The organism is Clostridium hydrogenum, assembly GCF_021432385.1.
Lineage (GTDB): Bacteria > Bacillota > Clostridia > Clostridiales > Clostridiaceae > Clostridium_S > Clostridium_S hydrogenum.
This window is the reverse complement of record NZ_JAEACT010000003.1, coordinates 61,959-82,746: the sequence shown is the minus strand read 5'-3', so window position 1 is coordinate 82,746 and position 20,788 is coordinate 61,959. Positions and strand designations below refer to the sequence as shown.

The window sequence follows — 20,788 nt, the reverse complement described above, 5'->3', positions numbered from 1 at the left end:
AAAAATAATAAGTGCAACTTTCGTATATTTTTGCGTAATACTTCGTCAACATAGCCTTTTTTTATATGCCTTAGGTAACTTTTCCAGCTTTTAAAATAGAATATATTTTAGGAGATGGTATTATGACTAGTATCGAAATTGCAACATTGTCAATAATATTTGGTGTTGTAGGCGGAGTGATTGGAACTATAATGTTTTTATTTCCGTACCTTAAAAAAAAGGGAATAGATGTTACGAGTGTCTTATTGGATGTTAGAAAAGTTGTAGACACGTCGGATAAGATAATAGATACTGTTAATGAAGTTTTACCTGGCAATCCAGCGGTTGGTGCATTGCAAGTAATAGAAAAGTGGGCACAAATTGCAGTTGGTGATGCAGAGGAACTGTATCATACAGGTGATATATGTAAGGCAGATAGAGAAAAAGTTGCAGAAAGTGTTGTTTTAAGTGTGATTAAAGAGTTAAATATTGAAATGGATGAAAACAAAAGGCAGCTTATAGATGCAGCAATAAAAAATGCTGTCAACGATTTAGGTCATTCTTCAAAAGTACAAGCTAAAAATTAAATCAGAATAAAATGCTAAAAGTGAAAATTTATTTACAAAATGTTTTAATAAACTAAACTTTTAATACACAAATATTTTGTATAATAAATTTGTGATAAGTTATATAGGTGAATGCTTCAATCCTAACTACATTAATATGAAGTATCCATCAAAAAGTACTAAATAAGAGTCCTCCTCTTTATAACACCAGCACGGTTGCTGGTGTTTTTTTTAGGCATTAAAAAAAATAATAAGTCCAAATTGAGAAATAATTTTGTGTAATACAAGAAACTGTAACTCGTTAATACTGGATATGAAACATTTGCATTTTTAACTAAAGTATTGTTATAATATATAATAGTTACATATTGTAATTAAATTTTGAGGAGTTTATTAATGGATAATAATTTGATGAATGAATTATTTAATGATATTTTTTCTGTAATACCTGTTTTTTCAAAGGTAATATTAAATGTTGGAGATATTTTATTGAAAGAAAATGGTATAGCAAGAGCACATATAATAGTAATATATTGTATAAAAAATCAAGAAAAAATAAATATTACAGAGCTTAGTAAAATTCTTTCAGCACCCAAGCCCAATGTTACATGTTGGGTGGATAAATTAGTTAAGATTGGTTTTGTAGAAAGAGCTTTTGATGAAGCAGATAGAAGAATAATATATGTAAAATTAACAGAAAAAGGACTTAAATTTGTTCAAATATATGAAGAAGAACTAAGAAAATCTTTTGCTCTGAAGCTTGGAAAAGCTGATAGTAAAGATATTGAACTTTTAAAGGATACTTTAGAGAACATGAAGAAGCTATTAATAAAAATTAATTAATAAAATATTCAAATTAGGAGGCAAAATATACATGATAAGTACTGATAAAATATTTTATAAAACTTTATTTAAAAATTTATTTTCTGAACCATGTGATATAAAATATTGGGATGGTGAAGTAGAACATTATGGTGCTGGAGAAAGTAAATTTACTGTAATTTTTAATGAAGTAATTCCCAAGGGAGGAGTTATATCTGATCCCTTTAATACATTAGGAGAAGCTTATATGACAGGCAAACTTGATATTGATGGAAATGTTCAAGAAGTTATAGAATCCCTTTATAATAATAAAGAAAGCTTTATGAGTAATGGTGTAAAATATCAAAAGCTTATAAAAATTATCCCTAATAACATAAAAAAGAGTAAAGAAGATATACATTATCATTATGATATTGGTAATGATTTTTACAAGCTTTGGCTTGATGAAACAATGACATATTCATGTGGATATTTTAAAAATGAAAATACTACCCTTAAAGAAGCACAGCAAAATAAAGTGGAACATATTCTTAAAAAATTATCACTAAAAGAAGGACAAACTCTATTGGATATAGGCTGTGGTTGGGGAGAATTAATAATAACAGCCGCTAAGAAGTATAAAGTGAAAGCTGTTGGTGTAACTTTAAGTAAAGAACAATTTGAGGCAGATAAAGAAAGAATAAAAAGAGAAGGTCTAGAAAATAGTGTTGAAGTTATTCTAACTGATTATAGGGAAATTAAAAATAGAACTTTTGATAGAGTTGTAAGTGTCGGCATGGTTGAACATGTTGGTAAAGATAATATTCAGGAGTATTTTGATACTGTTAATAAATTACTCAATAAAGGTGGAATTTCACTTCTTCACTGCATAACAGGAGTAAAAGAAGGTGGTACAAACAGTTGGATTAATAAGTACATTTTCCCAGGGGGATATGTTCCAGCAGTTTCCCAGCTTATAAATAGTTTAACTAAAGATGGTTTTTACCTTGTAGATGTAGAAAGTTTAAGAAGGCATTATGGAAGAACACTTGAAAATTGGTCAAGAAATTTTGAAAATGCACTTCCAGAAATAAGAAAGAGCAAAGATGAAGTTTTCATAAGAATGTGGAGAATGTACTTAAATGCTTGTGCTGCATCGTTTAATTGTGGAAACATAGATATTCATCAATTCCTATTTACAAAGGGATTAAACAACGACATTCCTTGGACAAGAGACTACATGTATTTATAGTCGTCTTAAGGAGTTATTGAAGCAAGGCTAATTGGTTTGAAACTTTTAAATATTGCGAAGCAAAGTGTAGTGCAAAATCAAATAACCTTTGGTAGGCGTAGAAAAATGATGTTAGTGAATAGCGGCTCAAAATCCTAAATAAAATTAATAAAACTAAGCGGCAAATTTTTTAAAGCTTAAGAGCTTTCGATAACTCGCAAAAAAACGCTCAGACAATCTAAGGCTCTAAAGCTTTAAAAAATTTTCCACTAAGTTTTATACAATTTTATTTTAGAAATTTTTTCGCCACTATTCCCTAACATCATTTTTTTCATACACCTGCCGAAGGTTCTTTGATTAATCTACTACATCTTTGTTTCCAAATGTTTAAATAAGCTGATTAATTAATATACCAATTAGCATTTTTTAACATATTATTTAGTAAAAAATGAAAGCTTATGCACTAGCCCAAAATTCCGTAGGTACGGAGGAATTTTTACCTTAAACTACTGTAATTGTGAAGTAAGAGTGTTTTGGAACGATTTAAATAACACCTTATAAATCTTAGAGGAATATTCTTAAAAGACTTAGAATTTTCAATCTGTTTGAACGCTAGTGAGTTATTGAAAGTTCTTAGGATTTTAAGAATATTCCTCTTAGATTTATTGATGTTATTTAATGTTCCAGAATGCTCTTACTTCGCAATAATTACCTCATAATATTATGCTTTTCTTTTTCTTTGTATAGTTCGATATCTGCATCTTCTATTAAAGAGTTCATTGAGGTACTATTAGATGGAATAACAGTACTTACTCCAATGCTGATTGTTACAAAATTACAAATTGGAGAAAATTTATGGGGAATGTTTAAGTTTGCTATACTTTTCTTTATCCTTTCAGCTTTAAGTGATGCGGCTGTTTTATCATAGTTTTCCAAGGTAACAATAAATTCTTCGCCACCATATCTTGCCGCTAATCCATTAGTATTTATCAAATTCTCTGATAAAGCCTGTCCTATTTTCTTTAAGCAATAATCACCAGTTTGATGACCGTAGTTATCGTTAAATAATTTAAAAAAATCAACATCAATCATAATCACAGATAATGGTATAGACAATTGTTTACATTTAGTCCATTCAAGATTAATAAAATTATCAAATTCACGTCTATTTGCTATTCCTGTTAAAAAATCCGTACAGCATAATTCATTTAGACTTGAATTGATTTTTAAAAGTTTACTATTTGTTAGTTCTATAAGCTTTCTATTTTTTAGATCACTGAGCTTATTTTTATATAGTAAAGTAGATATTATCCATGATAAAAGCACAAATATAGTTGAATAAAAAATATTTAATGAAAGTTGTAAACTTAATTTTTTAAAAGTAATTGAAAAAACAATAAATAGTATGTGAATGAATAAATATATAACAAGGGAATAAGTAGGTTTTAAATAATAAGTTAATGCTATTGCCATAGCAATAATAGGATACACAGATATTGTGTCTGTCGCAGGCTGATCAATTAAGGAAGCCGATGCACCTAAAAAAAGTATATAGCTTGTAAAAATAAATTGTACTATATAAATTAAATTCTTATTTATGTTAATGAAATGATTTAATTTGCATAAGAAAAATAACCAAAATGTTGAGATTATTATCATAGTAATGTGAAAATACATAGTATAAGTATAAGAAAATAATATGGGAGCGCGTCCAATTAAGTAAATTACAGTGGTTATAATTTGTAAACATATACAGAAAATACATATGAATTTTGAACGAAATAGGTTTGTATAAAAGAAATCTTGTGTGAAATTATCATCATCATAACATAAGTTATTTATCAATAAATTTTTAATTGTTTTAAAAAACATATAATCACCTTACCTATAAACTGATAATTAGAATGATAACAGTAATTGTAATTATATCATAAAAAATGGAAAAAACAAGTGGCGAATTATATAGTTTTCTGGAATAGATGCCTAAGAATGAAGTTGTGGTATAATGTAGATAAGAAATATGAAGCTTGAAAATTACAAATTGCTCATCTATAGGAGGATTAAGATGTTTGATATAAAATTATTTGAAAATATGGATGCCAAGGAAAAATATGATACTATGCTAGGTATGCTTAGACCATTAATTGAAGATGAAAAAAGTTTTATAACTAATATTTCAAATTCAGCTGCACTTATAAATGCACTTATTGGAAGAATAAATTGGTGTGGCTTTTATTTTATAAAGAATGGCGAACTTGTTTTGGGACCCTTTCAGGGATTGCCTGCTTGCACAAGAATTAAAATAGGACATGGAGTTTGTGGAACAGCGGTAAAGGAAAGAAAAACCATGAGAATAGAAAATGTCCATAACTTTGAAGGTCATATAGCATGTGATGCAGCGTCAAATTCAGAACTTGTAGTTCCAATAATAAAAAATAATAAAGTTTATGGTGTAATAGACATTGATAGTGAAGAAATAGGTAGATTTACTGAATTGGAGCAAATTTACATAGAAAAATGTGTTGAAGTACTTAATGAATATATTGATTGGGAAGAAATTTAGAAAGTGGAGAGATTGTTAAATGGAATGTATTTTTTGTAATTCTGATAGAGAAAATTATATAGCAGAAAATAAGTATGCTTATGCAATACTTGATAAATACCCAGTAAATGAAGGCCATACTTTAATTATTTCAAAGAGGCATTTTAGTAGTTTGTTTGAGGCAACGCCAGAAGAAGCAGCTGGAATATTTAGTCTTGTACATGAAGTTAAAGAAATATTGGACGTTCAATATAGCCCACAGGGATACAATATTGGAGTGAATGTTGGATATGCTGCAGGGCAAACAATTATGCATCTTCATGTACACGTAATCCCTAGGTATAAAGGTGACACGGAAAATCCAAGAGGAGGAATTAGAAATTTAAAAATTCCTCTTGTTAATTATGACTAAAAATAGAGTACGGAGTACAGAGTACAAAGTACAGTGAAGGATGATTTACCTTTCCTTACGTCAGGTAAACCTTAAACTTAACTGTTGTTAGCTTCGCTGACAACAGTAATGACGCGATTGCGCAAGCAATCAAGAATAAGTTATAAGATTTTCTGTAGCAAAGATTATTAATATACAAAGTTTTATTGCACTACTATTGACAGTGCATCTACTAAGTTAAAGAACCTACATTGGCTTACGCCCAAACCCCTAGCAAGTGTATCCTTCTTTGTACTCTGTACTTTATACTTTGGTTTAATGCTTCGCATTAATTTGAAAGTCTCTTTTTATTTCGTCTAACTTGTTTTTATCTATAATTAAATCGAGAGCGGTAAGAGCTAATGCCTTTGAAGCATTTATTAGTCCGTTATCACCGTCACTGGATTTGGCTGCTGCAGAGAATTCTATTGTGTGAGCAGCTACGTTATTTGGAGCAATTTTTACATATGGCTGTATAGTAGGAACTACATGACTAACATTTCCTGCATCTGTAGAACCAAGTCCGTAATCAAGCGAAGTTTTAATATCTAAACCTATTAATTTAGCATTTTCAGCAAATATCATATCAAAAGTTCTATTTATTAAAAAATCATCAATTTGATTTTGAAAAAAAGTTGTTTTTAATTTTGTATTTGTAATTAAAGCAGCTCCTTTAGCTATGTTTATTACTTTTTCTGTAGTTTCATCACAGCTTTTTCTTGTTTCTGCACGAACAAAAAATTTGGCTTTTGCATATTCAGGAACTATATTTGGAGCATCGCCGCCGTTTGTTATTATGCCGTGAATTTTTATATCACTTGTTAAATGTTGCCTTAAGGCATTGATTCCATTAAAGAGCTCAATAACTGCGTTTAAAGCATTAATACCTTTTTCTGGTGATTCAGCAGCATGAGAGGCTTTGCCGAAAAATTCAAAATCAATAGGATCTAAGGCAAGGCATTTACCTGTAACAGAATCTTTATTCCAAGGATGAGCTAAAAGACATGCGTCTATACCCTCAAATAAATTATTTTTAACAAAGGTTGCCTTTGCACTTCCGTTTGTTCCACCTTCTTCAGCAGGTGTACCGAAAACTACTATTTCTCCACCTATTTTGTCTATTAAATTTGAAATTGCTATAGCTGCAGAAATACTAGCAGTGCCTATAATATTATGACCACATGCATGACCTATTTTAGGAAGTGCATCGTATTCTGCAAGAAATCCTATAGTAGGTCCAGAGTTTCTCGAGGATTTTTTTCTTGCAATAAAAGATGTTGGGTGACCTACAAGAGCTTTTTCGATGTCAAATCCTTTTTTAGATAGAGTGTCAATTAGGATATTTGATGCAAAAAATTCTTCATTACCTATTTCAGGATTTTCATGAATCTTGTGACTTATATCTATGTAGTAGGCTTTTTTATTATCAATTTCTTTAATTAGTTCATTTCGAATTTCTTCAAGCTTAAGCGATGATTGCATTAATAATCCTCCTTATGTGAATATTTTTATTTAGAATTTGCAGACATCAATCCAAATTGCATTTGTTAAATTTTCTATGTCATTTGGAGAAATTTTTAAAGCGGTAGTTTGTGAACCAGCTGCTGGATATACATATTCGAAATTTTTTAGTGATATATCAAGGTAAATATTCATGCTAGTTTTTAATCCAAAAGGACATACGCCACCAACTGGATGCCCAGTTATTTCTTCAACTTCATCATGTTCAAGCATTTTAGCTTTAGTTTTAAAAAATTCTTTATATTTTTTATTATCAATTTTAGCATTTCCACGCGTTACAATTAGAAATGGGGTATTATCTTTGAGTTTAAATGCAAGGGTTTTTGCAATAAATTCAGGGTTTACTCCAAGAGTTTTTGCGGCCAAGTCAACAGTTGCACCATTTTCATTAAGCTCAAAAACAGGATCCTTAAGTCCGTTTTCAATAAAAAACTTTTTTACACTTTCTACGCTCATTTTTTACACCTTCTTAATTAATAGATATATAAAAAATCTTCTTCAAAAAACGAAGAAGATTTTAAAATACGACATAGCACATTTTTAATAAAATTCTTTCCTCATCTTTCAGAAAACTCTGTGGAATTAGCACCATTATATGCAAATGAAACATATTGGTTGCTGAGATTTCATCGGGCCATTCCCTCAATCTCTCTTGATAAGGCTATATTTAGTTTTAATTTATTAAAATTAACTTAGATTATAGGCGTGATTATTTCAGATGTCAATATTAATTTCAATTTTATTTTGCATCATTATTGAAATAATTATCAATTATCTTTTCGGCCATTCTTTTTTGAAGATTAGAACTTAAAATTAATTCTATAACTAATAAAAATAATTTTTCATCTGAATTATACTTGTCATCAACATTTTTAAGCATTTCACTTAAATTAACTTCAAATTCTGCATGTGATTTTTTTTCAATATCTAAGAAATTATTATAAATTTCATTATATTTAATTTCTTCATCCTTATCTTTAATTATAAAATTCATCAGTTTTCCAATATCTGTAATTGATAAGGTTTGTTTTAAATGATAAATCCAAATTAAAACCATCAAGTGTTTTTTACTGTATTTTTTTTTAACTGGTGACGGGATTACATTACTTTTTACATAATTGTTAATCATAGTTTTTGTTAAGATTATATCATTTTCATCTCGTTTAAAATCTTTTAGTTTAGTGTCCATAAAGGACGTTACTTGATCCATATAAAGATCAATATCTGGAATCTCATAATCTTTAATTTCATTATAATTAATTATTGATTTTGCTAACTTTAATATATCATCATTCATAGTATCACCCACTACAGTATATAGCATTGATTACTACAAATCAATCTAATTATAAATATATCAGTTGAAACAGCAAAATTAGAAATGCGAAATGTATTCTGTTAAATTACAATTTGAAGAGCAGAGTACAAAGTACAAAGTACAGAGTACAAAGAAGGATGATTTATCTTTCGTTTCTCTCAGGTAAATCTTAAACTTAAATGGTGTCAGCTTCGCTGAGCGCCATGTATGGCGTAATTGCGCAGCAATAAAAAAATAAGTTTTCAGATTTTTCGTAGTGCTAACGGAGAAAAATCCTCCTTCATTGTACTTTGTACTTTGGCTTCTCCTCGATAAATTGTAATTTATAAGAATAAACTTTATATTTGCAATTTCTATTTTTCAAATAGTATGCCTCAATATGTGTTTCTTGAGTATATTGTATAAAATGTGGGGAATATATAATTAATAAACAGTTTGCAATGTATCTTAAATTAATTTTTTGAAATTATGTATTGCAATGTGCACATTGTAGATGTAATATATAAATATAATAGTAACTAGTTTTTAAAACTATGTTTAATATTAGGAGTGTGATAACATGTTTTTAAGGTTAAAAGATCCAGTAAGCGGATTAACTCATTTATTTGCTGCTTTATTATCATTGGTGGCACTTATATTTATGGTTCATTATTCAATAATTACAGATAGTAATGTAAGTTTAATTTCTTCTGTAATATTTGGTTTAAGTTTAATATTTCTTTATTCGGCTAGTGCAACGTATCACCTTATAAATATTTCACCTAAAGTTACATCGGTGCTTAGGAGAATAGATCATATGATGATATTTGTCCTTATTGCAGGAACCTATACACCTATTTGTCTTATAACCTTGAATGGAAAAACTGGCAAAATTCTTTTTGTTTGTATTTGGTCAATAGCCTTACTTGGAATATTGTTTAAGGCATTTTGGTTTAATGCCCCAAGGTGGCTGTATACATTATTTTATATTGCAATGGGATGGGTTGTAGTGTTTGCTTTTGCACCAATAAGCAAAGCTATGGCTGTACCTGGAATAGTTTTAATGGTTGCAGGTGGAATTGTATATAGCTTAGGCGGCGTGGTATATGCATTTAAATGGCCTATAAGAAATGCAAAATATTTTGGATTTCATGAGATATTTCATATATTCGTAATAGTTGGAAGTTTGCTTCATTTTCTTATGATATATAAATTTGTTTTATAGGAAAAGCAATTTGTAATGGAGTTAAAACTGTAGCACCAATAATTATTTTATAAGCAGATTTTAAATATTGCGAAGTAACTTAAGTGAAAGTTTTTAACGGTGCTTTGCACGTTAAAAGGTTAACTTTTTTACTATGTGAAAAGTGAAGGGTTTGACATAGCTACGCTTGTCAAAGGTGAAGGGTTTTACCTTTGGTAAAAAGTAAATGTTGATTTTCCTACGCTTTGCTATGGAAAATCTTTAATTTAAATTTATAATTTTTCCGTAGCAAGGCGGAGGAAAAATAACATTTACTTTCGGATTTATCCGAAAAGTTCACCTTTAACGTGCACAGCATCGTTAAACCCTTCACTTTTCACGTAAGTGAAAAAGTTAGTCTTTTAACGAGCAGGGCGAAGTTAAAAACTTTCACTTGATTTGATTCGCAATAATTTTAAATTATGGCTAAAAAATTTTTATGATATAATCGTGAATTAATCTAGTATAAAGTTTCTTCCAGCACATCTAAATCTAGTATTTCTATTGAATTTTTATCAAAATTTATTATTCCTTCCTCCCTCATATTTATCAATTCTCTAGATAGAGAGGGTCTTGGAATTCCCAATTGTTCAGCCCATTGTTTTTTAGAATAATTTATTTTAATAATTAAGTTTTTTTGATTTTTATATTCTTCTAATATGTAGTTTGATAGTTTTTGCCTTATTGTTTGGTAAGACATATTTTTAACTTTTTTATTTAACATAAGTATTTTATTTGATAAAAGTGACATAAAACCATTTAAAAAAGTTGTATTTTCACTGCATAATTTTAATATTGATTCTTTTGGTATAAACATAATTTCAGTTTTTTCACAAGTTGTAATTGTGGATGGATAAGTATTTTTATTTGAAAATATTATAACCTCACCAAAAGTATTTCCAGTATTGAGAGTAGCTAAAGTTAAACTTTTCCCAGATTCATATATTTTCTGAATTTCAACACTTCCGCTAATTAAAATGCCAATACTTGTGCAAGGATCATCTTCAATAGCTGTAGTTTCACCCTTAGAATAATTTTTAAGTGAGTACTTTATTATTGAAAGACAATTGCCTATTTCAGTATCATTAAATTTGGAAAACAATATGCACTTTTTTAGAGAAGTTAGTACTTTAGTATCCATGAGCTTCACTCCTTTTTTCAAAGCACAGTGAAAGATGATTTTACGCCTTTTCACTACAGAAAATCCACCTTCATTGTACTCTATGTTGTAACAAATGTTACTGACATTTTTAATCAATTTTAATATAATTAGAGTATAAAAACAAGGATAAATTTTGGAGGGAATAATAAATGATAAGAAAGATAGTAAATATAGATGAAAGAAAATGTAATGGATGCGGGCTTTGTGCTGATGCATGCCATGAAGGCGCAATAGAACTTATAGATGGAAAAGCTAAACTTATATCAGATGAATATTGTGATGGACTTGGTGACTGCTTGCCAGAATGTCCTACTGGTGCGATAACTATAGTAGAAAGAGAAAGTAAGGCTTATGATGATGAAGCAGTAAAAAAGAGAATGGAAGAAAAGAAAAAGGCTGAGAGTAATAAAATTCCATGTGGATGTCCAGGAACAGCGGCTAGAAAAATAGAAAGAAAAATTGTAAAAGGAGATATTAAAAAAGTTAAAGATGATGATGTACAAGCAGTAAACAACGATATTCAATCAGAGCTAATGCAATGGCCTGTGCAATTAAAATTAATTAACGCAGGAGCACCATATTTAAAAGGTGCAAATCTTCTTGTTGCAGCGGATTGCACTGCTTATGCTTATGCAAATTTTCATAGAGATTTTATAAAAGATCACATAACGGTAATTGGATGTCCTAAACTTGATAATGTGGAATACTATAAGGAAAAATTAGCAGAAATAATAAAAAATAATGATATTAAAAGTATAACGGTTGTTAGAATGGAAGTTCCTTGCTGCGGTGGTATTGTAGCAGCTGTGAAATCAGCAATGCTTGAAGCGCAGGTTATAGTTCCATATAGAGAAGTTACTGTAGGAACTGATGGAAGTATTTTGAAGTAGTTTAGCTTTAATAAACTTTAATTTTATGGCTATGTTTTAAATAAGTGTTGATTTTCACACTTATTTAAAACATAGCCAATTTTATTAAAAATTAAATACGTGTAAATTTAACCAATTAGCTCACGATAATAAAACCATATAATTATGGTAAGGGGGAAGTATTAAAATGTATACAGTACTTCATATTGAGACAAGTGAGCTTTTTACAACAATGCTTAAGACAACTTTGGATAAGAAAGGATATAATTATATTTCTACAGATAGCTTTAAAGAGGCATTTCAAATTTTATATGAAGAGGATGTAGATTTAATTATAACATCTCTTATTGCTGAAGGATCTACTATAGAAAATTTCCTAGAGAGTATAAGTATGAGCAATTATTCAGAGATTCCAATATTTTTAGTTACAAGCAATGAAATGAATGATGAAAAGAAAAAACTAATGAATATGGGAGTAACAGATTATATTGTTAAAGATTCTTTTATTGATGAAATATCAAAGCATATTGATGTAGTTTTTCAAGAAAATAAGTATATGGGAGATTTAAAAGAGGTTAATATTGCTGTTTTAGATGATAGTAAATTTGAACTTAAAATCGAGAAGGACATATTTGATAAATATGGCATTGAGAATGCTCACTATTACAATTCAGGAAAAGAACTCATTAATTCAGGAAAAAAATATGATATATATTTAATAGATATAGTACTAGATCATGAATTTGGCAAAAATATAATAATGAATATAAGAAGAAACAATATAAATGCATCTATAATTGCAGTTACTGGACTTACAAATTCTAAAATAATATCAAGCGTATTAGCTGCTGGAGCGGATGACTATATAACAAAACCTATAGATGAAAAGATTTTTATTGCTAAATTAAAGGCAAATGTAAGAATATACTCTCTAAATAAGCAGGTTAAGAATTTGTTAAAAGAAATGACAAAATCCCATTAAATTGATAAAGTTATTTACAAGTTTGTTGACATTGAAGTAATATGTGTTATAATTACTAAAAAGATTAAATTATAAATTGGAGTGTATAATTATGAAAAACTTTGGAAAGGTAAAAGCAACTAAAAATTATTATTACTTTAGCTTGGGCTATTATTATTTTAGCGCTAGCTGGTTTTTATACAAAAAATTAAAGCTGTTTCTTTCTAATGGGTTTTTTAAATTTAATTATATTTGTTAATACACATAGAAAATGGTAAATTTATGTTGTTAGAATATAAGGCTCATTATGGGCCTTATTTTTTTATAAAATTTTTAGATGAACATTTTAAATTCAAGAAGTTTATATTTAGCAAAAGAAAGGGGTTATTTACAATGGTAGTTATACTAAATCAAAATGCAGGAGAAAAGGAAATAAGACAAATGAAAGAGGCGTTAGAAAAGTACGGTTGCAGTGTAACTGTGATGAAGGGCAGGAATCATGTTGTTTTGGGGCTTTTAGGTGACACAAGCGGAATAAATATAGAACAAATACAAGCTAATGACAATGTAGACAGAGTTATGAGAGTACAAGAACCTTACAAAAAAGCAAATAGAGCGTTTCACCCAGAAAATTCTGTAATAGATATACTAGGCAATAAGATAGGTGGAAAAAAATTAGGTATAATCGCAGGTCCATGTTCAGTTGAAAGTGAAGAACAAATTGTTGAAATAGCAAAGAGTGTTAAAGCAAGTGGAGCTTCTTTTTTAAGAGGTGGTGCATTCAAACCAAGAACTTCACCATATAGCTTCCAAGGTTTAAGAGAAACAGGTCTCGATTTATTAAAACTAGCTAAAAAGGAAACAGGTCTTCCAATAGTTACTGAAATAATGTCAGCAGATATGATCGATAGGTTTGTAGAGGATGTAGATATTATTCAAGTTGGTGCAAGAAATATGCAGAACTTTGAATTATTAAAGGAGCTTGGAAAAACAAACAAGCCAATACTTTTAAAGAGAGGGCTCAGCGCTACTATAGAAGAACTTTTAATGTCAGCTGAATACATAATGGCTGGTGGAAATGAAAATGTAATTTTATGTGAGAGAGGAATAAGAACTTTTGAAACATATACAAGAAATACTCTTGATTTAAGTATAATACCAGCAATAAAAAAATTAAGTCATCTTCCAATAATTATAGATCCAAGTCATGCTGCAGGGATTTCGTGGATGGTAGAACCAATGTCAAAGGCGGCAGTAGCAGCAGGCGCTGATGGTCTTATAATTGAAGTTCACAATGATCCTAAGCATGCTTTATGTGATGGACAACAATCAATAGAACCAGATAAATTTGATTCACTTATGAAAAAAATTAAAGCTATTGCTGAAATAGAAGATAGGGAAATTTAATACTTATTAAGGCTGAAGGTGATTTCAAATGCAAAAACCTCTAAATATAAATATAACAATTGTTGGCCTTGGACTTATTGGCGGTTCTTATGCCATGGCATTTAAAGAAATAAATAATGGACACGTATGGGGTATAGATTTAAACAAAAGTACTTTGAAAGAAGCAGCTGATATGAATATAATTGAAAAGGGATATAGTGATTTAGATGCACGTATCCCTCTTAAAAAATCAGATGTTGTAATAATTGCAGTATATCCAAAAGCTGCTGTAAGATTTGTTGAAGAAAATGCAGCAAATTTTAAAGAAAATGCCATTATTACGGATGTATTAGGGATTAAGGGGAAAAATATAAATCAAATTCAGAATATTCTTTTAGAAAAGCCAGTTGAATTTATTGGAGGTCATCCAATGGCTGGCAAGGAATCAAGTGGTTTAAGTTATGCCAGTAAAAGTATATTTGAAGGTGCAAACTATATAATAACTCCAACTGAAAAAAATAGTGAAGAAGTTATAAACTACATAGAAAAAATAGTAAAAAATATAGGCTTTAAAAATATATCCATTGTAACTCCAGAAAAACATGATGAAATAATCGCAGTAACGAGCCAGCTTCCGCATGTGATTGCGGTTTCGCTTATGAATATGAAAAATATTGATAAGAATATAAAAAACTTTATAGGTGGAAGTTTTAGAGATGAATCGAGAGTTGCAAATATAAATCCAGAACTTTGGAGTGAACTTTTTCTAAGTAATAAAGAAAATTTATTAAGTGCAGTAGATGAATTTCAAAAAAGTATTGATGAATTAAAAGATGCTCTAAGAGAAGAGGATTCGGAAAAGTTAAAGGTTATGATGAAGAAGGCTTCATGTAAAAAGGGGGAAATAAGTTGAAAAAGTTAAATATTAAATTGGCAGATGCAGATTACAACATTTTGATAAAAAGGGGCATTATCGATAATGTAGGCGAAGAAATATCTAAAATTTATTCTGGTAAAAAAATAGTTTTAATAACAGATGAAAATGTAGAAAGACTATATTTTGATAGGATAAGCGCCAGCCTTAAAAATTATGATTTGCACAAAATAGTAATTGTACCTGGAGAAAAAAGTAAGAGCATAGAAGTTTTAACGGAGGTTTATTCAAAGCTTGCAAGTTTTAAAGTTTCAAGAAGTGATTTAATAATAGCTTTTGGCGGAGGCGTTGTAGGTGATCTTGGAGGTTTCGCAGCAGCTACTTTTTTAAGGGGTGTGCCATATATTCAAATTCCTACTTCATTACTTGCGCAAATAGATAGCAGCATTGGTGGAAAGGTTGCAGTTGATCTTAAAGAGGGTAAGAATTTAGTGGGGAGTTTTTATCATCCTAAAGCAGTTTTTATTGATCCAGAACTTTTAAAAACTCTAAGTACTAAGTTTCTTCATGATGGAATTGGTGAAGTTATAAAATATGGAGCTATAAGGGATAAGAAACTTTTTTATAAGGTTATGAACTTTAAAAACGATGAGGAATTTTTAGAAAATGTTGAAGCTGTAATATATAGCTGCTGTAGTATTAAAAAAGTTGTTGTTGAAAATGATGAAAAGGACAACGGAGAAAGAATGATACTTAATTTTGGGCATACTATAGGTCATGCAGTTGAAGAATTTTTTAATTATGAGAAATATACTCATGGAGAAGGTGTTGCCTATGGAATGTATGCTATAACGAAAAATAGTGAAAGTTTAGGAGACACTGATAATGGCACAACAGAAGAAATAAAAAAGGCATTAGAAAAGTATAAATTGAGTTATAATATAGAAGGATTAAGAAATGAAAAGATTTTGGAAACGGTTGAGCTTGATAAAAAAGGTAGAGGCGATTATATAAATTTAATTTTACTTAACAATATAGGCTCATGCTTTATAAAGAAGATAAAGAAAGCTGAAATGAACGAATACTTGAAAGTATAATGAGGTGTATATTTTGAAATGCGTTAAAATAAACCCAAAAAAATTAGAAGGAAGTATAAAAATACCATCTTCTAAAAGTCTTTGCCATAGGGCTATAATATGTGCAGCACTTTCAGAGGGAGAAAGTACTATAGAAAATATAAATTATTCTAAGGATATTGAAGCTACTTTAAAATGCATGGAAAACTTAGGAGCTGCAGCTTCAGCCTTTAATAATAATGAAACAATAAAGTTAAAAAAAGGCACAGTAGCTAAAGGTGAAAAGAGCTTAGATTGTTTTGAATCGGGTTCCACTCTAAGATTTTTAATTCCAGTAGCACTTTTATGCGGAGAAAAAGTTATATTTAGTGGAAGAGGTAAATTACCTAAAAGACCATTAGATCCTTACTTTAATATTTTTGATGAGCAAAATATTAAATATTCACATCCAAAAGATGAATTCCTTCCATTAGTTGCATGCGGAGATTTGAAAGCAGGAAATTTTGAATTAAAGGGTAATATAAGTTCACAATTTATTAGCGGACTTATGTTTGCACTTCCTCTTTTAAAAGGTGACTCTACAATAAAAATAACAACCCCTCTTGAATCCATTGGATATGTTGATATGACACTTGATATGCTCAATAAATTTGGCATAAATATAGAAAATAATAATTATGAACTTTTTAAGATAAAAGGAAATCAAAAATATAAGGCTCAAGACTGTAGGGTAGAGGGAGACTTTTCTCAAGCTGCTTTTTGGATGGTAGCTGGTATTTTAAATGGCGATATTAAATGCCTTGATTTAAACCATAAATCGCTTCAAGGTGATAAAGCTGTGGTAGGCTTTATTGAAAAAATGGGTGGAAATATTGATACTGAAAACTTCATAGTTAAAACTTCCAAGACAAAGGGAACGGTCATAGATGGATCACAGTGTCCAGATATAATTCCTGTTTTAACTGTTTTAGCTGCATTAAGCGAGGGAACTACAGAAATAATAAATGCTGAAAGACTTAGAATAAAGGAATCTGATAGGCTTAAAGCTATGACAACTGAATTAAATAAAATAGGTGCTGATATAATAGAAAAGGAAGCAGGACTAATTATACACGGAAAAGAAAGTTTAAATGGAGGAACTGTCCAAAGCTGGAATGATCATAGAATAGCTATGGCACTTGCTGTTGCAGCATTAAAGTGCAAGGAACCACTTATAATTGAAGGAAGTGAATGTGTAAGTAAATCATATCCACATTTCTTTGAAGATTTTAAGAAACTTGGAGGTGATGTAGATGAGTGGTGTATGGGGGAATAAGCTTCAATTATCAATATTTGGTGAATCACATGGAAAAGCTATAGGAGTTGTAATTAATGGTTTAGAACCAGGAATTGAACTTGATATGGAAATGATAAATAAGGAAATGGAGAGAAGAGCTCCTGGTAGAAATAAATACTCAACTCAGAGAAAAGAAGGTGACAAAATTGAAATTGTCAGCGGATTTTTTAATGGAAAGACTACTGGAACGCCATTAACAGCTATGATTTGGAATGGTGATCAGCATTCAAAGGATTATGGAAACATAAAAGATACGCCAAGACCGGGGCATGCTGATTATACTGGCTTTATAAAATATGGTGGCTTTAATGATTACAGAGGTGGTGGTCATTTTTCTGGAAGAATTACTGCACCTATTGTTTTTGCAGGAGCTGTTGCAAAGCAGATATTAATGAAACAAAATATAGTTATAGGAAGCCATATTTTAAGCATTAATAACATTCGTGAAGATAATTTTGACAGAGTTAATATAAATGAAGAAACTCTTAAGGAACTTACACTTAAAGCATTTCCTGTTTTAGATGAAGAAAAGGGAGAAGAAATGAAAAATGTAATTTCCAATGCAAGAGACAACCTTGATTCGGTGGGTGGAATTATAGAATGCTCTGCAATAAATGTTCCAGCTGGTTTTGGAGATCCATTTTTCGATTCAGTTGAAAGTACTTTAAGCCATTTACTGTTTTCAATTCCAGCAGTTAAAGGAGTAGAATTTGGTGCTGGCTTTGATATAACAAAAATGCAAGGTTCAGAAGCAAATGATGATTTTTACTATGATGAAGCTGGAAATGTAAAAACATATTCAAATAATAATGGAGGAATACTTGGTGGAATAACAAGCGGAATGCCAATAATTTTTAGAACTGCGTTTAAACCTACAGCTTCAATATATAAAAAACAAAAAACTATCAATTTGTGTACAAAGAAAAATGATGAGATAAGTATAAATGGAAGACATGATCCGTGCATTGTACTTAGAGCTGTACCAGTAGTTGAAGCTGTATGTGCAATTGGGATTCTTGATATTCTTTTGAGGTGATATTTATGGATGAACTTTTAAATATAAGAAATGAGATTGATTTTATAGATAAAAAATTGACAGAGCTTTTTGAGAAGAGAATGCAGCTTGTACTTGGAGTTGCAGAGTACAAGAAGAAAAATAATTTGCCTGTATTAAATTCAAAACGTGAAAAAGAAGTAATAGAAAAAAATATTTCCTATTTAAAAAATAAAGAATTTGCAGAAACCTTAGAAGAATTTTTTATAAACCTTATGGATACAAGCAAAAAGCTAGAAAGTAAAAAAATGGATGTAAAAAAGAATACAGAAATTTATGGTCTTATAGGCGAAAAACTAGGACACAGTTTTTCGCCTGAAATACATGAGCTTTTTCTAAAAAAATCTGGTAGGGGTGGAGTATATAATTTATTTGAACTTCCAAAGGATAAAATAAAAGAAGCCATTGAAGGTTTTAAACTAATAAAATGCAAAGGAATTAATGTTACAATACCGTATAAAACAAGTGTTATGGAATTTTTAGATGATATTTCAGCTGAGGCAAAAAGTATAGGCGCAGTAAATACTTTAAGCTTTAAAAATAACAAATTAAAAGGATATAATACGGATTACATAGGTTTTGGAAAAATGTTATCTAAATTTGGGGTGACAATTGAAGGTGCCACATGTGTAGTTTTAGGAAGTGGCGGTGCTGCAAAAGCTGTAACCCAATATTTAAAAGATAATAAATGTAAGGATTTATACATTGTTACAAGAACACCGGAAAAGGTTTCTGAAGCTTTAAAGGAGTTTAAAATAATTAATTATGATGAGCTTAAACAAATTAAGAGCGGTGATGTTATAATAAATTGTACTCCATGTGGTATGTATCCAAAGGTTGATGTCTCTCCTGTAGATGAAAAAGTTGTTTTAGAATTTAAAGCTGCTGTTGATCTCATATATAATCCATTAGAAACAAAATTTCTAAGTTATGCAAGAAGAAACGATATAAAGTCTGTGAATGGACTTTATATGCTTGTTAGCCAGGCTATTGCAGCTGAGGAAATATGGAATGACATTTGTGTTCCTGAAAAAATAGTTGATGAGATTTATGAGGCACTTGAAGTTAAGGTAGGTGCTAAGGATGAAAACTAATATAGTCCTTATAGGAATGCCAGGATGTGGTAAAACGAGTATAGGAAAAATGTTAGCTGAAGGACTAAAAATGGAGTTCTTGGATGTAGATGAATACATAGAAAAAAAACAAAAAAAGAGCATTAAAGAAATATTTGAAGGTGGGGAAGCTGCTTTTAGGGATATCGAAAGCAAGGCAACACTTGAATTGAGTTTAAAGAAGCATATGGTTATATCCACAGGAGGCGGAGTTATAAAGCGTAAGGAAAACATAGAAAACTTAAGCCAAAATGGCATAATAATATTTATAAATAGACCTCTTAGTAACATAATGGGTGATGTGGATATTGAAACAAGGCCTCTTTTAAAAGCTGGTAAGGAAAAGTTAAAAAAACTTTACGATGAAAGATATTTGCTTTATAAGGAATATGCTGATTTTGAAATTATGAATGATGATACAATGGAAAAGGTCATTAAAGATATAAGATGTATTTTACATTAAAACGCCTATTTAAATCAATTCACAATGCACAATGAAGGATGATTTTCTTCCGCTTTGCTACAGAAAATCATCCTTCATTGTGCATTGTGAACTGTGAATTGATTAAATTAGTTCGCAATAATTTTAAGTTACGTATTAAATATTATTGCGACAGCCACTTTTTTCAGAATAATTTTTTAAAGCAGTCCTTACAGATTAAAATTTTGCCATTGTTTGCTGATAAGCAGTTGGATTTTGAGACGGCTTTGTTGCAAAATCCACATATTGCAGAATTTTCATCTTTAGAAATTTTTGCTGTGGTTTTTAATGAGGCATTAGTTTTGGGTTTCTTTTTATTAGAGGGAGGCTCATATACTATAGGGACGTCCTCTTTTTCTTTTTCTAATATTGAATATTGCATTTTAAATTTACTTTCTGCAAAAAGTTCAAGCTCAAAACGTGGATTTTTGCCATCATAAAATTCTTCAATTATAATTCTTCTTATTTGAGCATCATTAATTATTATTCCACTTTTTTCTACACCGTCAAATATACTTTTGGTTATGTTGTTTGTATCGGGATGCCTTTTTTTACTTTTATAAAAAACCTTTAATACGGCTATGACAGCCTCATCTATAACTATAGCTGGATTTTGAACCCTCGTTTCATAAGCTATTTTTTCCTCATAAAGTGCATATCTATCATGATATTTACCAGAGTTATATGGTAAAATAGCCCTTCCATTGACATTAAATAATTTGAAATTTGATTTTGAAATAGGTGAACCATCTACTATTATTTTTGCATATTTATTGTTCATGTAAACTCCTAAACTTAGAGCACAATATTAAAAAAATGCTCAGATTTTAATAATATTATATCACAAACGTATGTTCAATTAAAATG

Annotated in this window: 21 protein-coding genes and 1 riboswitch; of the genes, 15 read left to right on the top strand and 6 right to left on the bottom strand. The window is 29.7% G+C overall.

The features are described 5' to 3' along the window. Window positions 1-122: 122 nt before the first annotated feature. The 3 genes from CUEA01_RS13625 to CUEA01_RS13615 all read left to right on the top strand — a co-directional run bounded on the left by CUEA01_RS13625 (window position 123) and on the right by CUEA01_RS13615 (window position 2,598). Entirely contained in the window at window positions 123-566 is a 444-nt protein-coding gene (locus tag CUEA01_RS13625; protein WP_234122245.1) for a hypothetical protein, read from the top strand. A gap of 375 nt (window positions 567-941) precedes the next feature. Further along, window positions 942-1,388 carry a MarR family winged helix-turn-helix transcriptional regulator gene (locus tag CUEA01_RS13620; RefSeq protein WP_234122244.1) on the top strand — a complete coding sequence of 149 codons (447 nt, stop codon included), beginning with the start codon at window positions 942-944 and terminating at the stop codon, window positions 1,386-1,388. A 34-nt stretch (window positions 1,389-1,422) separates the two neighbouring features. Continuing rightward, window positions 1,423-2,598, top strand: a complete 1,176-nt coding sequence (locus CUEA01_RS13615) for a cyclopropane-fatty-acyl-phospholipid synthase family protein (protein WP_329604004.1) — start codon at window positions 1,423-1,425, stop codon at window positions 2,596-2,598. A 687-nt stretch (window positions 2,599-3,285) separates the two neighbouring features. On the opposite strand, the gene CUEA01_RS13610 is transcribed toward CUEA01_RS13615, so the two are convergent. After that, window positions 3,286-4,236, bottom strand: a complete 951-nt coding sequence (locus CUEA01_RS13610) for a diguanylate cyclase (RefSeq protein ID WP_234122242.1) — start codon at window positions 4,234-4,236, stop codon at window positions 3,286-3,288. 406 nt (window positions 4,237-4,642) lie between these two features. Between CUEA01_RS13610 and CUEA01_RS13605 the strand changes: the two genes are divergently transcribed. Both CUEA01_RS13605 and CUEA01_RS13600 read left to right on the top strand, forming a co-directional pair. Next, window positions 4,643-5,140 carry a GAF domain-containing protein gene (locus tag CUEA01_RS13605; protein ID WP_234122241.1) on the top strand — a complete coding sequence of 166 codons (498 nt, stop codon included), beginning with the start codon at window positions 4,643-4,645 and terminating at the stop codon, window positions 5,138-5,140. Between the two features lie 19 nt (window positions 5,141-5,159). Then, the gene (locus CUEA01_RS13600) at window positions 5,160-5,531 is read left to right on the top strand and encodes an HIT family protein (protein ID WP_234122240.1); all 372 of its coding nucleotides are present in this window, start codon (window positions 5,160-5,162) and stop codon (window positions 5,529-5,531) included. Window positions 5,532-5,825: 294 nt separating this feature from the next. Here CUEA01_RS13600 and CUEA01_RS13595 read toward each other — a convergent pair whose 3' ends face one another. The 3 genes from CUEA01_RS13595 to CUEA01_RS13585 form a co-directional block, all read right to left on the bottom strand. Beyond that, on the bottom strand, window positions 5,826-7,031 hold the full coding sequence (locus tag CUEA01_RS13595) for a M20 family metallopeptidase (RefSeq protein ID WP_234122239.1): 1,206 nt from the start codon (window positions 7,029-7,031) through the stop codon (window positions 5,826-5,828). 30 nt (window positions 7,032-7,061) lie between these two features. Further along, on the bottom strand, window positions 7,062-7,526 hold the full coding sequence (locus CUEA01_RS13590) for a YbaK/EbsC family protein (protein ID WP_234122238.1): 465 nt from the start codon (window positions 7,524-7,526) through the stop codon (window positions 7,062-7,064). A gap of 98 nt (window positions 7,527-7,624) precedes the next feature. Beyond that, window positions 7,625-7,732: riboswitch (SAM riboswitch) on the bottom strand. Window positions 7,733-7,809: 77 nt separating this feature from the next. Then, window positions 7,810-8,367: a DUF1836 domain-containing protein gene (locus CUEA01_RS13585; protein ID WP_234122237.1), complete on the bottom strand. Its 558-nt coding sequence runs from the start codon at window positions 8,365-8,367 to the stop codon at window positions 7,810-7,812. A gap of 580 nt (window positions 8,368-8,947) precedes the next feature. Here CUEA01_RS13585 and trhA point away from each other — a divergent pair. Next, window positions 8,948-9,592, top strand: coding sequence for a PAQR family membrane homeostasis protein TrhA (gene trhA / locus CUEA01_RS13580; RefSeq protein WP_234122236.1), 645 nt, complete (start codon window positions 8,948-8,950; stop codon window positions 9,590-9,592). Window positions 9,593-10,070: 478 nt separating this feature from the next. On the opposite strand, the gene CUEA01_RS13575 is transcribed toward trhA, so the two are convergent. After that, the gene (locus CUEA01_RS13575; RefSeq protein ID WP_234122235.1) at window positions 10,071-10,751 is read right to left on the bottom strand and encodes a Crp/Fnr family transcriptional regulator; all 681 of its coding nucleotides are present in this window, start codon (window positions 10,749-10,751) and stop codon (window positions 10,071-10,073) included. A 170-nt stretch (window positions 10,752-10,921) separates the two neighbouring features. Between CUEA01_RS13575 and CUEA01_RS13570 the strand changes: the two genes are divergently transcribed. The 9 genes from CUEA01_RS13570 to CUEA01_RS13525 all read left to right on the top strand — a co-directional run bounded on the left by CUEA01_RS13570 (window position 10,922) and on the right by CUEA01_RS13525 (window position 19,903). Further along, on the top strand, window positions 10,922-11,662 hold the full coding sequence (locus CUEA01_RS13570; protein ID WP_234122234.1) for an ATP-binding protein: 741 nt from the start codon (window positions 10,922-10,924) through the stop codon (window positions 11,660-11,662). A 166-nt stretch (window positions 11,663-11,828) separates the two neighbouring features. Further along, entirely contained in the window at window positions 11,829-12,623 is a 795-nt protein-coding gene (locus tag CUEA01_RS13565) for a response regulator (RefSeq protein WP_234122233.1), read from the top strand. Between the two features lie 372 nt (window positions 12,624-12,995). After that, window positions 12,996-14,009: a 3-deoxy-7-phosphoheptulonate synthase gene (gene aroF / locus CUEA01_RS13560; RefSeq protein ID WP_234122232.1), complete on the top strand. Its 1,014-nt coding sequence runs from the start codon at window positions 12,996-12,998 to the stop codon at window positions 14,007-14,009. A 28-nt stretch (window positions 14,010-14,037) separates the two neighbouring features. Then, the gene (locus tag CUEA01_RS13555) at window positions 14,038-14,901 is read left to right on the top strand and encodes a prephenate dehydrogenase (RefSeq protein ID WP_234122231.1); all 864 of its coding nucleotides are present in this window, start codon (window positions 14,038-14,040) and stop codon (window positions 14,899-14,901) included. Further along, the gene (gene aroB, locus CUEA01_RS13550) at window positions 14,898-15,959 is read left to right on the top strand and encodes a 3-dehydroquinate synthase (protein ID WP_234122230.1); all 1,062 of its coding nucleotides are present in this window, start codon (window positions 14,898-14,900) and stop codon (window positions 15,957-15,959) included. Before CUEA01_RS13555 ends, aroB begins: the two co-directional genes overlap by 4 nt. Before the next feature lie 13 nt (window positions 15,960-15,972). Next, a complete protein-coding gene (gene aroA, locus CUEA01_RS13545) occupies window positions 15,973-17,253 on the top strand; it encodes a 3-phosphoshikimate 1-carboxyvinyltransferase (protein WP_234122229.1) in 1,281 nt (426 codons plus the stop codon). Then, window positions 17,231-18,310, top strand: coding sequence for a chorismate synthase (aroC, locus tag CUEA01_RS13540; RefSeq protein ID WP_234122228.1), 1,080 nt, complete (start codon window positions 17,231-17,233; stop codon window positions 18,308-18,310). The genes aroA and aroC overlap by 23 nt, the downstream gene beginning before the upstream one ends. A 5-nt stretch (window positions 18,311-18,315) precedes the next feature. Then, window positions 18,316-19,422, top strand: a complete 1,107-nt coding sequence (gene aroE, locus CUEA01_RS13530; protein ID WP_329603994.1) for a shikimate dehydrogenase — start codon at window positions 18,316-18,318, stop codon at window positions 19,420-19,422. Beyond that, window positions 19,412-19,903 (top strand): shikimate kinase, encoded by a 492-nt coding sequence (locus CUEA01_RS13525; RefSeq protein ID WP_234122227.1) that lies wholly within the window; start codon window positions 19,412-19,414, stop codon window positions 19,901-19,903. The genes aroE and CUEA01_RS13525 overlap by 11 nt, the downstream gene beginning before the upstream one ends. A 163-nt stretch (window positions 19,904-20,066) precedes the next feature. Here CUEA01_RS13525 and CUEA01_RS13520 read toward each other — a convergent pair whose 3' ends face one another. Further along, on the bottom strand, window positions 20,067-20,702 hold the full coding sequence (locus tag CUEA01_RS13520) for a RusA family crossover junction endodeoxyribonuclease (RefSeq protein ID WP_234122226.1): 636 nt from the start codon (window positions 20,700-20,702) through the stop codon (window positions 20,067-20,069). Between the last annotated feature and the right edge of the window lie 86 nt (window positions 20,703-20,788).

What these genes read in the sequence shown, in the direction of transcription:
- CUEA01_RS13625 (WP_234122245.1), top strand. Translation starts at nt 123, where the DNA reads ATGACTAGTATCGAAATTGCAACATTGTCAATAATATTTGGTGTTGTA.
- CUEA01_RS13620 (WP_234122244.1), top strand. Translation starts at nt 942, where the DNA reads ATGGATAATAATTTGATGAATGAATTATTTAATGATATTTTTTCTGTA.
- CUEA01_RS13610 (WP_234122242.1), bottom strand. Translation starts at nt 4,236, where the DNA reads ATGATAATAATCTCAACATTTTGGTTATTTTTCTTATGCAAATTAAAT.
- CUEA01_RS13605 (WP_234122241.1), top strand. Translation starts at nt 4,643, where the DNA reads ATGTTTGATATAAAATTATTTGAAAATATGGATGCCAAGGAAAAATAT.
- CUEA01_RS13600 (WP_234122240.1), top strand. Translation starts at nt 5,160, where the DNA reads ATGGAATGTATTTTTTGTAATTCTGATAGAGAAAATTATATAGCAGAA.
- CUEA01_RS13595 (WP_234122239.1), bottom strand. Translation starts at nt 7,031, where the DNA reads ATGCAATCATCGCTTAAGCTTGAAGAAATTCGAAATGAACTAATTAAA.
- CUEA01_RS13590 (WP_234122238.1), bottom strand. Translation starts at nt 7,526, where the DNA reads ATGAGCGTAGAAAGTGTAAAAAAGTTTTTTATTGAAAACGGACTTAAG.
- CUEA01_RS13585 (WP_234122237.1), bottom strand. Translation starts at nt 8,367, where the DNA reads ATGAATGATGATATATTAAAGTTAGCAAAATCAATAATTAATTATAAT.
- trhA (WP_234122236.1), top strand. Translation starts at nt 8,948, where the DNA reads ATGTTTTTAAGGTTAAAAGATCCAGTAAGCGGATTAACTCATTTATTT.
- CUEA01_RS13575 (WP_234122235.1), bottom strand. Translation starts at nt 10,751, where the DNA reads ATGGATACTAAAGTACTAACTTCTCTAAAAAAGTGCATATTGTTTTCC.
- CUEA01_RS13570 (WP_234122234.1), top strand. Translation starts at nt 10,922, where the DNA reads ATGATAAGAAAGATAGTAAATATAGATGAAAGAAAATGTAATGGATGC.
- CUEA01_RS13565 (WP_234122233.1), top strand. Translation starts at nt 11,829, where the DNA reads ATGTATACAGTACTTCATATTGAGACAAGTGAGCTTTTTACAACAATG.
- aroF (WP_234122232.1), top strand. Translation starts at nt 12,996, where the DNA reads ATGGTAGTTATACTAAATCAAAATGCAGGAGAAAAGGAAATAAGACAA.
- CUEA01_RS13555 (WP_234122231.1), top strand. Translation starts at nt 14,038, where the DNA reads ATGCAAAAACCTCTAAATATAAATATAACAATTGTTGGCCTTGGACTT.
- aroC (WP_234122228.1), top strand. Translation starts at nt 17,231, where the DNA reads ATGAGTGGTGTATGGGGGAATAAGCTTCAATTATCAATATTTGGTGAA.
- aroE (WP_329603994.1), top strand. Translation starts at nt 18,316, where the DNA reads ATGGATGAACTTTTAAATATAAGAAATGAGATTGATTTTATAGATAAA.
- CUEA01_RS13525 (WP_234122227.1), top strand. Translation starts at nt 19,412, where the DNA reads ATGAAAACTAATATAGTCCTTATAGGAATGCCAGGATGTGGTAAAACG.
- CUEA01_RS13520 (WP_234122226.1), bottom strand. Translation starts at nt 20,702, where the DNA reads ATGAACAATAAATATGCAAAAATAATAGTAGATGGTTCACCTATTTCA.